The sequence below is a fragment of the Rhodobacteraceae bacterium D3-12 genome, assembly GCA_025916135.1.
In the GTDB taxonomy this organism is placed as follows: Bacteria; Pseudomonadota; Alphaproteobacteria; order Rhodobacterales; family Rhodobacteraceae; genus JAKGBX01.
In genome coordinates, this window is record CP104793.1 from 4140204 (window position 1) to 4154225 (window position 14022).

General features: G+C 56.9%; 14 protein-coding genes, 1 pseudogene and 1 riboswitch. Of the genes and pseudogenes, 2 read left to right on the forward strand and 13 right to left on the reverse strand.

Annotated features, from left to right (window positions below):
• Positions 1-4: 4 nt before the first annotated feature.
• The 8 genes and pseudogenes from N4R57_20305 to N4R57_20340 all read right to left on the reverse strand — a co-directional run bounded on the left by N4R57_20305 (position 5) and on the right by N4R57_20340 (position 6482).
• Positions 5-961: a HesA/MoeB/ThiF family protein gene (locus tag N4R57_20305; GenBank protein UYV37263.1), complete on the reverse strand. Its 957-nt coding sequence runs from the start codon at positions 959-961 to the stop codon at positions 5-7.
• Positions 958-1553 (reverse strand): annotated as a pseudogene (locus tag N4R57_20310) (thiamine phosphate synthase). Before N4R57_20310 ends, N4R57_20305 begins: the two are co-directional and overlap by 4 nt.
• Positions 1550-2320 carry a thiazole synthase gene (locus tag N4R57_20315; GenBank protein ID UYV37264.1) on the reverse strand — a complete coding sequence of 257 codons (771 nt, stop codon included), beginning with the start codon at positions 2318-2320 and terminating at the stop codon, positions 1550-1552. The pseudogene N4R57_20310 and the gene N4R57_20315 overlap by 4 nt, the downstream one beginning before the upstream one ends.
• Before the next feature lies 1 nt (position 2321).
• Positions 2322-2519, reverse strand: coding sequence for a sulfur carrier protein ThiS (gene thiS / locus N4R57_20320; protein UYV37265.1), 198 nt, complete (start codon positions 2517-2519; stop codon positions 2322-2324).
• Entirely contained in the window at positions 2497-3486 is a 990-nt protein-coding gene (locus N4R57_20325; GenBank protein UYV37266.1) for an FAD-dependent oxidoreductase, read from the reverse strand. The genes thiS and N4R57_20325 overlap by 23 nt, the downstream gene beginning before the upstream one ends.
• Positions 3483-4262, reverse strand: a complete 780-nt coding sequence (gene thiD / locus N4R57_20330) for a bifunctional hydroxymethylpyrimidine kinase/phosphomethylpyrimidine kinase (protein UYV37267.1) — start codon at positions 4260-4262, stop codon at positions 3483-3485. The genes N4R57_20325 and thiD overlap by 4 nt, the downstream gene beginning before the upstream one ends.
• Positions 4263-4319: 57 nt before the next feature.
• Positions 4320-4423, reverse strand: a riboswitch (TPP riboswitch).
• A 578-nt stretch (positions 4424-5001) separates the two neighbouring features.
• Positions 5002-5898: a serine protease gene (locus N4R57_20335; GenBank protein UYV37268.1), complete on the reverse strand. Its 897-nt coding sequence runs from the start codon at positions 5896-5898 to the stop codon at positions 5002-5004.
• A 377-nt stretch (positions 5899-6275) separates the two neighbouring features.
• The gene (locus N4R57_20340) at positions 6276-6482 is read right to left on the reverse strand and encodes a hypothetical protein (protein ID UYV37269.1); all 207 of its coding nucleotides are present in this window, start codon (positions 6480-6482) and stop codon (positions 6276-6278) included.
• A 324-nt stretch (positions 6483-6806) separates the two neighbouring features.
• Here N4R57_20340 and N4R57_20345 point away from each other — a divergent pair, with 324 nt between their 5' ends.
• Together N4R57_20345 and N4R57_20350 are read left to right on the forward strand one after the other, a co-directional pair.
• Complete coding sequence (locus N4R57_20345; protein ID UYV37270.1) at positions 6807-7622, forward strand: sugar phosphate isomerase/epimerase; 816 nt, start codon at positions 6807-6809, stop codon at positions 7620-7622.
• Positions 7619-8404 (forward strand): phosphodiesterase, encoded by a 786-nt coding sequence (locus N4R57_20350; GenBank protein ID UYV37271.1) that lies wholly within the window; start codon positions 7619-7621, stop codon positions 8402-8404. Before N4R57_20345 ends, N4R57_20350 begins: the two co-directional genes overlap by 4 nt.
• Before the next feature lie 86 nt (positions 8405-8490).
• Here the strand turns inward: N4R57_20350 and N4R57_20355 are convergent, their stop codons facing one another.
• The 5 genes from N4R57_20355 to N4R57_20375 form a co-directional block, all read right to left on the reverse strand.
• The gene (locus tag N4R57_20355; protein UYV37272.1) at positions 8491-9345 is read right to left on the reverse strand and encodes an ABC transporter permease; all 855 of its coding nucleotides are present in this window, start codon (positions 9343-9345) and stop codon (positions 8491-8493) included.
• Between the two features lie 9 nt (positions 9346-9354).
• Entirely contained in the window at positions 9355-10284 is a 930-nt protein-coding gene (locus tag N4R57_20360) for an ABC transporter permease (protein ID UYV37273.1), read from the reverse strand.
• A 13-nt stretch (positions 10285-10297) separates the two neighbouring features.
• On the reverse strand, positions 10298-11281 hold the full coding sequence (locus N4R57_20365; GenBank protein UYV37274.1) for an ATP-binding cassette domain-containing protein: 984 nt from the start codon (positions 11279-11281) through the stop codon (positions 10298-10300).
• Complete coding sequence (locus N4R57_20370; protein ID UYV37275.1) at positions 11278-12267, reverse strand: ABC transporter ATP-binding protein; 990 nt, start codon at positions 12265-12267, stop codon at positions 11278-11280. Before N4R57_20370 ends, N4R57_20365 begins: the two co-directional genes overlap by 4 nt.
• 62 nt (positions 12268-12329) lie before the next feature.
• The gene (locus N4R57_20375) at positions 12330-13967 is read right to left on the reverse strand and encodes an ABC transporter substrate-binding protein (protein UYV37276.1); all 1638 of its coding nucleotides are present in this window, start codon (positions 13965-13967) and stop codon (positions 12330-12332) included.
• Positions 13968-14022: the final 55 nt, after the last annotated feature.

The following is a 14022-nucleotide window of genomic DNA, read 5'->3' on the forward strand; positions in this document are numbered from 1 at the left end:
CTCCTTACCCTCCGAGAGCGAGAAGTTTGATCTCGCCCCGCCAGTGGCGTGAAAGCCGTTCTGCCGCTTGCCAGGCCCGCAGGCCCGACCGACAGGCCAGAACGGCACGTTGGTTTTGGTGTGGTGTGGGGCCATATGGTCCAAAGTCGGACACTGCATGGCGAGTTGCGTGTGGCAGCTCGGGGCCCTGTTCGCCTACAGCCCGCAGGTCGATTAGAAAATCCGTCGCGGCGATGTCGCGCTGGGCGATAAAGGCGGGGTTGGGTGCGGGATCAGCGGCCGCGTCAAAGCGGAACCCGCCAAACCGCAGCGCGCGCGCGTCATATGTCACAAGCTGCCCCAAGCCTTGTTCATCGCCCGTCAGAATCGCCATCGCCATTTGGGCCTGAAGGCTGCCGATCACACCGACACTTGGCCCCAGCACACCGTCGGTGTCACAAGACCCAAGCTGGTCCGGCAGATCGGGAAACACCGCGCGCAGCCCAGGTTTGCCGCCGCAAAATCCCCCGACATAGCCGTTACAGCCCACCACGCTGGCGCTGATCAGCGGTTGGCCAGTTTCAAGGCAATGATCGGACCCCATATAGCTGACCGCAAAGCTGTCAGCGCAATCAAGGACCAGCGTCATGCCATCGCACAGGGCCGCAATGTTGGACGGGTCGACGCGCTGTTGAACAGGCTCAAGGGTGGTGTCGGGGTTCAATGCGGTCATCGTACGTGCGATCACGCTGACCTTGGGCTGGCCAATGTCAGCCTCGCGAAACAGTGTTTGGCGGTGCAGGTTGGACAGACTTACCACATCTGCATCCGCGATACGGACATGCCCGACACCCGCGCCCACAAGGTATTGCATCACGGGTGCTGCCAGGCCGCCGCCCCCAATGACAAGAAGAGATGCGCTAGCAATGCGGGCTTGCGCGCCGTCCCCCAGCACCGCAGTTTGGCGGGCGTAACGGCTCATCCGCAGGCCTTGAGCCACTGCGTGACGCGGCCTTCTGGATCGTCGTGCAGCGTGATGTCTGTGACCGCCGCGACAACATCCGCCCCTGCATCAAACGCTCCCTTTGCGCGGTCCGTACTCATCCCGCCAATCGCAACGAGGGGAATATCCCCTACAATATCCTTCCACACGCTGAGTTTCTCAATGCCCTGCTGGTGCCATTTCATCTTTTTCAGGATCGTCGGATAGATCGGGCCAAGTGCCACATAGTCAGGTTTCAACATCAGTGCGCGGGCAAGTTCGGCCTTGTCATGTGTCGAAATCCCAAGCTTGAGACCAGCCGCACGTATCGCAGACACATCCGCCCCATCAAGGTCCTCTTGGCCCAGATGGACCCAGTCACACCCCAGTTCAATGGCCAGTTGCCAATGGTCATTGACCACCAGCAGTGCACCATGGGCACGGCACAAATCGCGGCCTTCGGTCAGTTGGGCGCGCAGCGCGTCTTGCGGCTGGTCCTTGATGCGCAGTTGCACAAGCTTGACCCCAAAGGCAACATGCGCCGCAGCCACGCCACGTCATCAAAGATCGGATAAAAGCGGGGCAAACTCATAGGATCGCCTTTCCAAAAACGGGTGTGGAGGGGGCGGCCATATCGCGGGCATCCATAGGGTCGGCACCCGCGGCCAGCGCGCCCGCCTCGACCGCCAGCGCAAAGGCGCGTGCCATCGCTGCAGGATCGCCCGCCTTGGCAACCGCAGTGTTCAACAGCACTGCATCATAGCCCATTTCCATCGCTTGGGCTGCGTGCGAGGGCAGGCCCAAACCTGCATCCACGACCAAAGGAGTGTCAGGGAAATGCGCTCGCAAGCTGCGCAAACCGTAGATATTGTTCAGCCCCAGCCCCGTGCCAATGGGCGCGCCCCAGGGCATCAAGACTTTGCAGCCGACCTCAACCAGCCGCTCGCACAGCACCAGATCTTCGGTGCAATAGGGAAAGACATTGAACCCGTCCTCGACCAGTTGCTCAGCGGCGTCCACCAGACCAAAGGGGTCGGGTTGCAAGGTATCGGCGTGGCCGATGACCTCAAGCTTGATCCAGTTGGTGTCGAACAGCTCGCGCGCCATTTGGGCTGTCGTCACGGCCTCGCGCACCGAATAGCAGCCTGCGGTGTTGGGCAGCACGGCGACGCCCAAATCCCTGATCAATGCCCAAAAATCCTGTCCCGCCTGATCGCCGCCCGCCTCGCGACGTACAGATACGGTGGCGATCCCAGCGCCTGAGCGGCGAAACGCATCCGCCAGAATAGCGGGCGACGGGTATTGCGCGGTGCCCAGCATCAGGCGCGATGCCACTTCGGTGCCGTAAAAGTTGGGCATTCTAACCTCCTTGGCGCGGGGCGACGATTTCGACGCGGTCACTGTCTTGCAGCCTGTAATCCGCGCGCTGGGCTTTGGGCACAAACGCCTCGTTGACCGAGGTGGCCACTTTGGCGTCGCCCTTACCCAGTTCCTCCAACAGCGCGGCCAGCGTTGACGCAGGGGTCTCAAATGCTTCACCGTTCACGATGATCTTCATACCAAACCTCCGGTATTTTGCCGTCTAACAACAGGTCCGCCGTCATCTGCGCCACGGCAGGTGCAAGCAGAAAACCGTGCCGAAACAGGCCGTTTGCGTAAACCACATCCCCGATCCGTCGAATGCGCGGTTGGTTGTCGGGAAAGGCGGGGCGCGCGTCCACGCCGATCTCCAACAGCTCTGCCTCGCCAAAGGCGGGGTGCAGGGCGTAGGCGGCATTCATCAGCTCCATCACGGATCGCAGGGTGGCGCGCCCGCGTTCGCCGGTTTCGATCTGGGTCGCGCCCAGCATGAACACATCGTCGCCGCGCGGCACGATATACAACGGAAACCGCGGATGAAGCAGCCGAACAGGGCGCGACAGTGTCACGTCGGGGCAGCGCACCACCAGCATCTCACCCTTCACACCGCGCAAATCTGTGAGGGTGTCGCGGGCGGCAAGGCCACGACAATCGATCAGCTGCCCTTTGATGTCACCGATGTCAGCGGCGAAACGCAGGCCTCTTTGGTCCAGTCGCGCATGCAGCCCAGTAAGGGTCGCGCGGGGGTCAAGATGCCACTCGTCTGCCAAAAACAGCGCTTTGGAAAAACGCTCGGCCAGATGCGGTTCATGCGCGGCGATCTGCGCTTTGGTCAGAGGTATCGCGCTCGGCGCACGGCGCGCAAAGGTTGCCAGATCGCTTTGGTCGCGCCCCAGTGCAACGACGATGGTGCCCGCGTGGTGCACTGTGCCGCCTTGGCTTTCCCACCATGCGGCGGCTTTGCGGCCTTGGCGCACGATCTCGGGCTCGGCGCTTACCCCTTCGCAATCGGGAGCCAACATGCCGCCCGCCCACCATGAACAGGCATGATCGCCAGGCGCGCCATTGGGATCAATGACCGTGACTTGCGCGCCGCGCTCAGACAGCTCTGCCGCCATGGCAAGGCCACAAACACCGCCGCCAATGATGGTGAACGGGTCGCTCATGTCCAAAGCGCGTGAAAGTGGTGAACAGGCCCGTGACCTTGTCCAACGTACAATTCATCCGCATGCAAGATCGCCAGATGGAGCCACGCGTGCGCTTGGGCCACCGCATCGTTCAACGTCATGCCTTGCGCCAAACCCGCAGCGATTGCAGAGGAATAGGAACATCCCGTGCCGTGGGTGTTGCGGGTGTTCACACGTCGAGCCGAAAAGTCCTGCGTTCCCGTTCGCGACACAAGATGATCGGTGCAGGTCTCGCCGTCTGCATGGCCGCCTTTCATCAAAACCGCACCGGCGCCAAGGTCCAAAAGGGCCTTCGCCTGCGCTTGCGTGCTGCCCTCGCCCACCAGTTTCGCCGCTTCGGGTAGGTTAGGGGTAAGCAGTGTCGCGCGTGCGAAAAGGACCGATTTCAAAGCATCTATCGCGCTATCGGCCAGTAGCGTGTCGCCTGATTTAGCCACCATCACGGGATCAATCACAACCGGCCCGGCGTAACCCGCCAGTGCCTCCGACACCGCTGCAATCAGCGACGGTGTCCCGAGCATCCCCACCTTGATCGCATCAATCTGGATGTCATCCAGAACGGCTTTGATCTGCGCGGCAACAATGTCATCCGGGATTGGATGAATGGCTGTAACAGCTTTTGTGTTCTGTGCCGTAACCGCCGTCACAACAGAAGCACCATAAACACCCATTGCCGAAAACGCCTTGAGATCGGCCTGAATACCAGCACCGCCACCAGAATCGGACCCGGCAATCGTTAACACCCTAGCTGCCATGTCATAGCACCTTGGTTCTGGGATCAGGATAGGAAAGGGCGCAGGCCATAACGGATGCGAGGTCCGTAAGCTGTTCCCTCCGCCGGTCCTAACCGGTTCAGGTTCAATGGGTTTGCAGCTTGTGCATCTCAGCCCGGATAAGGGCACCCCAACAGATATTAACGGCATTGCTAAATTGATAGCACGGACGCGTCAAACAGATAAATGAGCGCAGACTAAATGACAGCGTGATTCTGGAGAACGCGCCAAGTGAATAACAAAACGGTATTCGTCCATAAGATGCGCGACAGTGCCCTTAATCTGAAAGTAACGAGCATATGAGCTATAGCTTGCGCGGTAGATGAGAAGAACAATAAGGGCTGCTTGTTGAGTAACCAGATTGTTCGACCCGCTCACACCAAAAGAGTAGTTTGGATTTGGTCCCCGAGATCGTATTCTAATGACTACAATGGTACATTGTAGAGACCGACTTTCTGCACCTGCAAGAGAATGCTGCGTCAGCAATAGCTGCGCGTGCAAAGGGCGGTTTTGTCCGCGTAACGGACCTTCAAACGTTAATGTTCTTATGCCGCTTCCGGCCCAAAGCTGCCGCTCGCGCAAAACCGTCTAATGGCCGCTCCCAGCCCAAAGCAGGCATAGCTTGCCAGCATATCGTGATATGTACGGACTATTACTGCTAGCGCACAATCGGGCTAACCGAACTCGAAAGGCGGTCATTCGCATTTAGCTAAAAGATTGCTCAGCTTTCTGATGTTGCCCTACCGGCTTGTGGATTGTCAGCCAGATACTTCTCAAGCAGAGGTACAAAATCATTCAGTTGACTTACTTTCGCGCAGTAACCCAAATGCATCATCAAACTTGTCTTCGTAATCTGTCGCGAAGTTGGGATAGGGGCAGGTACGACATCACCTTCTGCTGAAAACACTGGACCAGAGTGTAAAACGCCTATGAGATATATTCGACTGCTACCAAGTGTATTACCACCATCAGCCGTAGGTACCATGCCTTCAAAATAAGCTAATACAGGCGAACCTGATGAACCACCAAATGCAGCAATATCAACAACAAAGTTCTTTGCACCATTGTGGTCCGCGAAGTAAAGCGTCGAAAGGATACCACGGCGAGAGATTGGCAGATTATTTGCAACATCCATCAGTCCGTTCGGAAATCCGATCATTATGACATTAGTGAACGCCGTTAGCTTGGGAATGAGCCATCCCGGCGGAAAGTTGTCTCTTGATAACGACAAAAAATATGGTTTCTTTCCCTTCTTTCCAATCTCGTCAAGAACGGGAAATGCGGGAATCATCGCCAAATCTACGTTTGGATCAGGATGGCGAAAGACGGGGTAACCTACCATGCTGAAATCTACAGTCTCAGCTGGCGCTAAAATTCGTTTTCCATTGTCATCCATGAGCGACATATGAAAACGCAGCACATCCAAATCGTCCACTACATGCTTGTTCGTCGCAATCATTAGGATTGGCCCAGACTTAGTATCGAGCCTGAAGAAAAAACCTGTCCCTGAACTAACCGCCCCCGGCTGTGCGACACTCTCTCCCTCGATCTTCACTACAGTGTACGGCAGAGCGTGAAGACCATTTTCGATCTGAGTTGCACCAGTTGAAACGGCCATAAATCCTGTCCTCCTTGCCTCTGGTCTATGCCCCGCTTGCAAGTAATTCAAGCGTCGTTCAGGTGTGGTTTTGCTACCAATTTTGCGACACCAACACCTTTTTTCCCAGTGTCATTCCGTCCCACAGCGACCCGGTAATACGGCTACGCGCTTTCCCGTTCTTTAATCGGCTTGTCAGCTACCTAATGTCCGCATAGGGCCGTTCGCGTGACTTTGCAAAAGTCACTTTCTGCGCATCGCTGCCGTTCGCCCAGGATGCATCGAACGACCGCAAACCGCCCGATGTGTCGAACATTTCCAATTTTTGGCATTCCTTGGAAAGGACTGACACGTCGGTGCACATGAATCTCATTTCAACATCTTTCTGTGGATTCTGTTTAAACCTCTAGGCCAACATCTGAAGTGAGCCAGTCTTTCCTGACAGATTTGCAATGTTTCAGAGGTTTATCGGTTTTTAGTTTCATGTTGCCTTTGCTTGCTGCAAGCCGCGCCAAAGTAAATCGTCCGGCGTAAAGAGATTTGGTGAACACCCGATCAACCTTTTTCATCATGTCCAGCATAGCCGCATCGACCCTGACCGGCATGTTGTCGAAAGCCGTTAGGGATACGTTCACAATCTCACATAGGTCACTTTTTCAACCAAGAGTCGTAGCGCTGGTTCATAGGGTTCGCATCAGGGTTTTTGGAACCAAAGGCGGCCTGAACTAAGAGAGTATCTAGTTCATCTTGTTGGTTTTATTACGCGGCGCGTTCCCGTTACGCGAGAAGGCTGCGAGAGGCTCACATAACCCGTCAAAGCTAAACTGCATCTGTTTGGCCTCGCTTAACGAAACCTTCACTGAACCTTCGCTCAGTCATTACATAACAGCCGCAAGGAAACGGGATAATTCTCAACAATAGGACAAAACATGACCCCTCCCGTCATCGGCGCGGCGCTCGGCACCGCAGACCTAGAAACTCACCGCGACTGGATACTCGAAAAACAGCGTGACCTTGAACTTCAATCTTTTCACGCGCCTGATGTGCTGGGAGGAGATTGGCAGCCTGAAGCAGACCGGATTAATGCGCTTCTGGACGGCTATACTGGTCGTTTGGGCATCCACGGACCCTTTTGGGGCTTCACCCTTCATTCAATTGACCCGGACGTTCGCGCGGTGGTGACCAAACGGGTTAACCAAGGGCTGGATGTCTGTCGGGCCGTTGGGGCAACACAGATGGTACTCCATTCGCCCTATACGACATGGGACTATAATAACCTCGACAACCTTGAGAACGCCCGCGACAGGGTGATCGAGAACACGCATGCAACGCTCTCAGCCGCGGTGAAACGTGCTGAAGATCAGGGTGTTACCTTGGTCATTGAGAACATCGAAGATATTGCACCACTGGATCGTCGGCGATTGGTGGAGAGCTTTAACTCTTCCGCGGTGCGTCTGTCGATTGATACGGGCCATGCCCATTATGCCCATGGCACCAATGGCGCACCGCCTGTTGACTACTACGTCGGCGCCGCTGCTGGATTGCTGGATCATATCCATTTGCAAGACGCCGATGGCTATGCTGATCGGCATTGGGCGATCGGAGAAGGAACAATCTGCTGGCATGCGGTTTTTCGCGCTCTCGCCAAACTGGAAGAAAAGCCACGGCTGATCATGGAACTCCGCGACAAAGCCGGCATTCCAGCATCGATTGATTATCTGACACATGAAGGACTGGGCCAATGACACTCAAGATCGTTGTGCTAAGCGACTTACATATCGTTCGCGAAGGTGAGACAACCCACACGCTCGACACTGCAGACCGATTGGCGCGCGGCGTGGCAGCCATCAATGCCCGCCATGCGGATGCGGACTTCTGTGTTCTGGCGGGGGATCTGGCCGACCTGGGAGAAGCTGAAGCTTATGTCCGGTTGAAGGCGATCCTTTCGGACCTAACCATTCCCTGCCACATCACCATAGGCAATCACGATGATCGGCCTGTTTTTCTTGAGGTCTTTGGGAAAGACTATGAAGCGGAGACCGGCTGCATTGATAAAGTCATAGATCACAAAGGGTACCGGACCATCTTGCTCGACTCTTCAGAGCCTGGCATCCATCCGGGTGTGCTCACCGATGCTCAATACGACTGGCTTGAGGAGCAGTTGCTAGAGGCCCATGACAAGCCCGTCATCGTCATTTTGCATCACCACGCAAACCCTCTCTTCACTCGGGTCGACAGCATCATCCTGCGCGATGGCGCGCGATTGGCTAATCTGCTCGCATCACACGGCAACGTTCGGCAGGTGGTTGCTGGCCATGTTCATTTTAACTCCACTGCGCTGTGGCGGGGCATTCCCTTCACCACCATGTCGGGAAACCATTACAATGTAACTGTAAACCTCGATGGTGGTGCATTCGAAGAGCTTGACGGTCCAGCACAGATGGCGTTGATCCTTGCCGATGCGGATCAGACCTTGGTGCATTTTGACAACTATGTCGACAGCAACGATGTGATCCTCACGCGTTAACTGTCAGGGGCGGCCCGCGGGGCCGCCCTTATCCTCTCCCTGAACCGCTATGCAAGCCGACCAATCGGGAGCTTTGAACTCTGACGTTAGAGCGTCGGGTCCAGACGGTCGCGCAGCCAGTCTCCGGCCAATGAGATCGCTAATGTTGTCAGCACAATCACCACGGCGGGCGACAGCATGATCCAAGGTGCGGTGGTGAGGTACTCACGCCCAAAGCCTATCATGTTCCCAAGGCTGGTATCAGGCGGTTGCACCCCAAGCCCAAGGAACGAAAGACTGGACTCCATCAGGATGATTTCGGGGAAAGTGAGTGTCATAGAAACGATCAGCGTCGATGCCACATTGGGAAGAATGTGGCGTAGATAGACCCGGGACGGCTTTGCCCCCAGTTGAACGACAGCAGCGGCATAGCCCTGCGCACTTGCTGAAATCGCAAGTCCCCGGGTGATGCGTGCATAGCGCTCCCAACCGTAGAAGCCCATCAAGCACACGAGCAACAGCATCGACGATCCAAAGAACGCAAGGACCGCCAGCGACATAATCAGGAAAGGGAGCGCGGCTTGGAAATCAGCTAGCATAACCACCACGTGCTCCACTACGCCGCGAAACTTGGCTGCCATGAACCCCAGCAAGGTGCCAAAAAGCGCTGAAAGCAAGGTCGCCCCAAAAGCGATAATCAGTGAGGATCGTACAGACTGGATCAACCGCGATAGGACGTCGCGGCCCAATTCATCCGTGCCCAGCCAATGCCCCGGCGTGCCGGGTGCGGCGAGCCTTGAGCTGAGGTTCATCTGGGTGATCGGATAGGGGCGCAGTAAATCTGCAAAAAGCGCGCAAATGACCACAGCTAAGAGCCAAAGCAAGGCCAGCTGCACTATGAAGGGTGACCGGAGCCGGCGGCGTTTGGCAAATTGCGGGGGGGTGACAGTAGTGACAGCCATGTCAGTTCCTTAATGTGCGGGGGTTGTCTGACGCAGTCGCGGATCAAGCCAACCGTAAAGAAGATCAACTGTCAGGTTTGACACGACCATAACGGCGGCGACCAAAAGCAGGATGCATTGCACCACCGCCAGATCCCGATTGGTAACCGACACGATCAGCAACCGCCCCATGCCCGGCCAACTAAATATTGTTTCGACGATGATGGCCCCCGCGATCAACGAGCCCACCATGAAACCTACGATTGTCACGATTGGCACAGCTGCATTCGGCAAAGCGTGGTTGCGGACAACATTGCGCCAGCTAACCCCTTTGGCAGAAGCCGTGCGGATATAAGGCTGGCCCATGACTTCAATCATCGCGGACCGTGAAAAGCGGGCCAGAACGCCGATGCCGCCGATGCTCATGGTCAACACAGGCAAGATCGCATGTTGCCAACTGGTGGCACCACCGGAAGGCAAAGCCCCAAGGGTGACGGCGAAGATCAAAACCAACAGCAAACCCATCACAAAGGAAGGGACAGTGAACCCGATGATCGAGGCAACAATCACACTTCGATCCGCCAGTGTTCCGCGTTTTAGCGCGGCATAGATCCCTGCCGGGATGCCGAACGCCAATTGCAACAGCAACGCAGGGATCGTCAGCTGTAGCGTTGCCGGAATGCGCTGCATCACAAGGTCAATGGCGGGCGAGCGGTCGCGCATCGAAAGCCCGAAATCGCCTTGCATCATGGCTTGGAGATAAGCGAGGTATTGGCGCCAGATCGGGTCATCAAGCCCCCAACGGTCGCGGAAATCCTGCACTACATTTTGCGGGACATCCGGCCCTAGCAGCACCTGTGCCGGATCGCCTGACATGCGCAGCACAACAAAGGCAAACGTCATCACGGACAATACCGTTAGCCCGGCCCGAAAAAGGCGGGAGGTTACGAAATGTATCACTTAAAGCTCCTGTTCAAACCAGTTCCGCCTGCACAACATGGCCTGTGAAATGGCAGGCTGCGCGGCACTCATCGCTGGTAGTCCGGGTTTCGGGAACGGTGTGGCGGCAGATGTCCTCGGCCTTGTGGCAACGCGGATGAAACGCGCATCCGGACGGACGATTGCCGGGGTTCGGCGGCTCCCCCTGAAGAATGATGCGGCTGTTAAGCGCACGACCGGGTTGCGGCACCGAAGAGACCAAAGCCTGCGTATAGGGATGCTGCGGGTCGGAGAATATCGTATCCGCGGGGCCCTCCTCGACGATGCGGCCCAGATACATCACAGCCACCCGATCGCAGAGATTGCGAACGACCTTCAGATCATGGCTGATAAAGACCATGCCAAGGCCTCGGTCGCGCTGTAGGTCAGCCAACAGGTTCACCACCTGTGCCTGAATGGATACGTCAAGGGCTGAAACCGGCTCGTCACAAACCAGCAATTCGGGTTCGGTCATGAGGGCCCGCGCGATAACGACACGCTGCCGCTGCCCCCCTGAAAGTTCGTGCGGAAATTTATCAGCTTGGTCGAGACGCAGACCCACCGCTTGCATCACTTCACGAACGCGCGCCATGCGGCTTTCAAAATCACCGATGCGGTGAATATCCAATGGTTCGCGCAGTTGTTCTGCCACATTAATCCGCCGATCCAGCGCGGCGAGGGGATCTTGATAGATCATTTGTATGCGCGCCCGCAGAGACCGCCATCCGGCGGAGCCAAAAGCAGGCATGGCTTCCCCGTTGATATAGACAGCGCCGCCTTGAGACGCATCAATTCCCAACAACATACGCCCCAGCGAAGACTTGCCCGATCCGCTTTCGCCAACCACCCCGAGCGTTTCACCGCGTCTAACCTCAAGGCTGACCCCATCTACAGCCCGCACATTCGAAGAACGTCCCAGCAGGCCACGGCGGGTTTCATAGATGCGCACCAGATCGCGGGCCTCTAACACAGTGCTCATTGATTTTCTTTCTCTCGCTCAACTGCGTCATGCGCCACCGGCACTGGATAGGCGCAGGCCAACTGGCGGCCCTCCGGCTGTGGGAGCAGTTCTGGTTGGTGCTGCGTGCAAAACTCGCGGGCGCGCCCGCAACGGGGCTCAAACGCACAGCCTGCGGGCAACTGGCGAGGGTCTGGCACTGTGCCGGGGATCGGCACCAACCGCCGCCGTGGGCCCAAAAGAGAAGGGATCGCGTCAAACAACCCGCGCGTATAGGGGTGACGCGGTGTATCAAAGAGCTGCGCGACAGGGCCTTCTTCGACGATCTTGCCCGCATACATCACGCAGACCCGTTCACAGACTTGGGCCACAGCCGCGAGATCGTGGCTTATAAAAACTATCGCCATCGACATTTCGCGACGCAAAGTGATCAACAGGTCGAGAATTTGCGCTTGTATCGTAGCATCAAGCGCCGTTGTCGGCTCATCAGCAATCAGCAGGTCAGGCTCGCCTGCAAGGGCCATGGCGATCATCAGGCGTTGTGCCTGTCCGCCGGAAAATTCATGGGTATAGAGGTTGAACCGGTTGTGCGCGTCGGGAATGCCGACAAGCTCCATCAACCGCAAAGCCTCGGTTTTGGCTGCAGCCCCCGTCAGACCACGGTGCAACCGCAATGCCTCAAGGATCTGTCGGCCTACCCGGATTACGGGGTTGAGCGCGCTTGACGGGTCTTGGAAAATCATAGCAATGCGTTTTCCGCGCACGCGCTCCTGCGTCTGACGAGGCGCAGCCGCCAGATCTTGCCCTTGTAATTTGACCGAGCCGCTAACAGTGGCTTTACCCGGCAACAAGCCAAGGGCCGCGAGCCAAGTCACTGATTTGCCGCAACCGCTCTCCCCGACAAGTCCCAAAGCTTCGCCCGGAGCCACATCAAGATTGATGCCATGCAGCACCGGCACGCCGTCAAAGGCAACCTGCAGGTTTCTAATCTCGACCAGAGTGTTCATGGATAAGACGTCCTTCGCATGAGCATAGGGCGCGCACCCGGATCGGGGCGCGCCGCTACAGATTAGGATTGGCCAGGCCAGTTCGAAGCGCGGAAATCCATGGCAAATGCGGGAGCCGCCTTCCAATTCAAGTCCGAGCGCATGCCTGTGAAGACCGCGTTCTGATGAAGGATATTATAGGCCGGGTCTTCGCGCTCGGCGATCATCAGCATCCGTGCGATGGCTTGTTTGCGTTTTGCACGGTCTGTTGACGTCTCCATGACTTGGCAAAGATCGTTGAACTCTGCGTTTGTCCACTCACGGTACTGCTGGGCTGAACCATTCGGTCCAAATTGCACCACCATCGGTGAGATCGGATCGTTGATCGTGTTAGAGGCAGACCAGTCACGTACCCCACGTGGCGTGTCTTGGGCGAGGATCTGGCCCCAGTTCTCTTTCATCTCGATCTCGACGTTAAGACCAACCTGGTTCCACATCTCGGTGAGAATCTGCCCGTTTGGCACCTGATTGATGTAATAGTTATTCAAAAGGCGGAAGGGGATCGGATCGCCTTTGTAGCCGGCCTCTTTAAGCATTTCGCGGGCCAGTTCCGGGTTGTATTCGGGTGCGGCCCAGCCTTCGATGAACATATCAGAGGTCCGGAAGCTGTCGAACTGAAGACCGGCAGGCACTTCTGTCAGATTAGCCCAAAGCGCTTCGACAATGGCCTTGCGATCAATCGCATGGGTCATTGCGCGGCGCACAAGCGGGTTTTGTAGCTGCTCATGGTCTTGGGTAAAAACATTAACGCGGTGGTTCCAGATGGTGGAGTTCTGCACTTCCAGGCCGGGCGTATTCATTACGGTTCCAATCTGGTCGGGCGGCAGATCGCAGGCGAAGTCGTATTCGCCGGACAAAAGACCATTCACGCGACTTGCGACCTCGGGCACTTCTACGAAGGTGATCGTTTCCAATGGGGGTCGGCCACCCCAGTAGTCGTCATGCGCCCGCAAGGTGAGCGAGACGTCCGGCTGAAAGTCTTCAACGTAATAGGGGCCAGTTGTGACCGGCTTTTTTGCCCAGACGTCATAGGATGCTGCTTCATCCCAAGCCCGGCGGTTGGCCACAATGCTGCCGCCAGCATAAAGACGGCCTTCCATTGTGACATCGGGCGTCGCGTTGTGAAAACGCACGGTATATTTGTCGACGGCTTCGACCCCGGCCAGCGAGGGCCATTTGCGACGCGCGATACCGGGCATGGCGGCCGGGATGTCTTTGCCTGTGGAGCGGCTATAGTCTTCCCTATAAATGGTCTTGCCACCCGCCGGTTGTGTGTCTCCAAACAGCCGTTCGGGAGAGAGCGAAAAGACCACATCCTCGGCGGTCATCTCATCACCATTGTGGAATTTCACACCCTCCCGCAGCTTAAGCTCGACGGTCTTTTCGTCTAGGCGCTTCCACTCCGTCGCCAGACCCGCGACTGGGCCTTGGTTGCCCATCCAATCGCGCAGAAGCAGACCTTCCCAGAGGTTTGGAAAAAGCGCGCGTTCGCCAACATTCGACTGCTCGTTCCAAGGGTCGAGCGTGTTGTTGATGACGACTTGCTGTACCGCAATTTTTATCGAGGGGCGGTTTTGCTGGGCGCGCAGATGGCTCGGCAGGAAGAGCCCAGAGGCAGTTGCCCCCATCAGGCCCATGATATGGCGTCGGTTCATATTCATCGTGCAGTTCTCCGATCGGTTCGCGATTTGCGAGGCGGGTGTGATTCAGCGGAGA

Bases quoted from the DNA above. Each gene is read 5' to 3' on its own strand.
- N4R57_20305 (UYV37263.1), bottom strand. From the start codon at position 961: ATGAGCCGTTACGCCCGCCAAACTGCGGTGCTGGGGGACGGCGCGCAA.
- N4R57_20315 (UYV37264.1), bottom strand. From the start codon at position 2,320: ATGCCCAACTTTTACGGCACCGAAGTGGCATCGCGCCTGATGCTGGGC.
- thiS (UYV37265.1), bottom strand. From the start codon at position 2,519: ATGAAGATCATCGTGAACGGTGAAGCATTTGAGACCCCTGCGTCAACG.
- N4R57_20325 (UYV37266.1), bottom strand. From the start codon at position 3,486: ATGAGCGACCCGTTCACCATCATTGGCGGCGGTGTTTGTGGCCTTGCC.
- thiD (UYV37267.1), bottom strand. From the start codon at position 4,262: ATGGCAGCTAGGGTGTTAACGATTGCCGGGTCCGATTCTGGTGGCGGT.
- N4R57_20335 (UYV37268.1), bottom strand. From the start codon at position 5,898: ATGGCCGTTTCAACTGGTGCAACTCAGATCGAAAATGGTCTTCACGCT.
- N4R57_20340 (UYV37269.1), bottom strand. From the start codon at position 6,482: ATGCCGGTCAGGGTCGATGCGGCTATGCTGGACATGATGAAAAAGGTT.
- N4R57_20345 (UYV37270.1), top strand. From the start codon at position 6,807: ATGACCCCTCCCGTCATCGGCGCGGCGCTCGGCACCGCAGACCTAGAA.
- N4R57_20350 (UYV37271.1), top strand. From the start codon at position 7,619: ATGACACTCAAGATCGTTGTGCTAAGCGACTTACATATCGTTCGCGAA.
- N4R57_20355 (UYV37272.1), bottom strand. From the start codon at position 9,345: ATGGCTGTCACTACTGTCACCCCCCCGCAATTTGCCAAACGCCGCCGG.
- N4R57_20365 (UYV37274.1), bottom strand. From the start codon at position 11,281: ATGAGCACTGTGTTAGAGGCCCGCGATCTGGTGCGCATCTATGAAACC.
- N4R57_20370 (UYV37275.1), bottom strand. From the start codon at position 12,267: ATGAACACTCTGGTCGAGATTAGAAACCTGCAGGTTGCCTTTGACGGC.
- N4R57_20375 (UYV37276.1), bottom strand. From the start codon at position 13,967: ATGAATATGAACCGACGCCATATCATGGGCCTGATGGGGGCAACTGCC.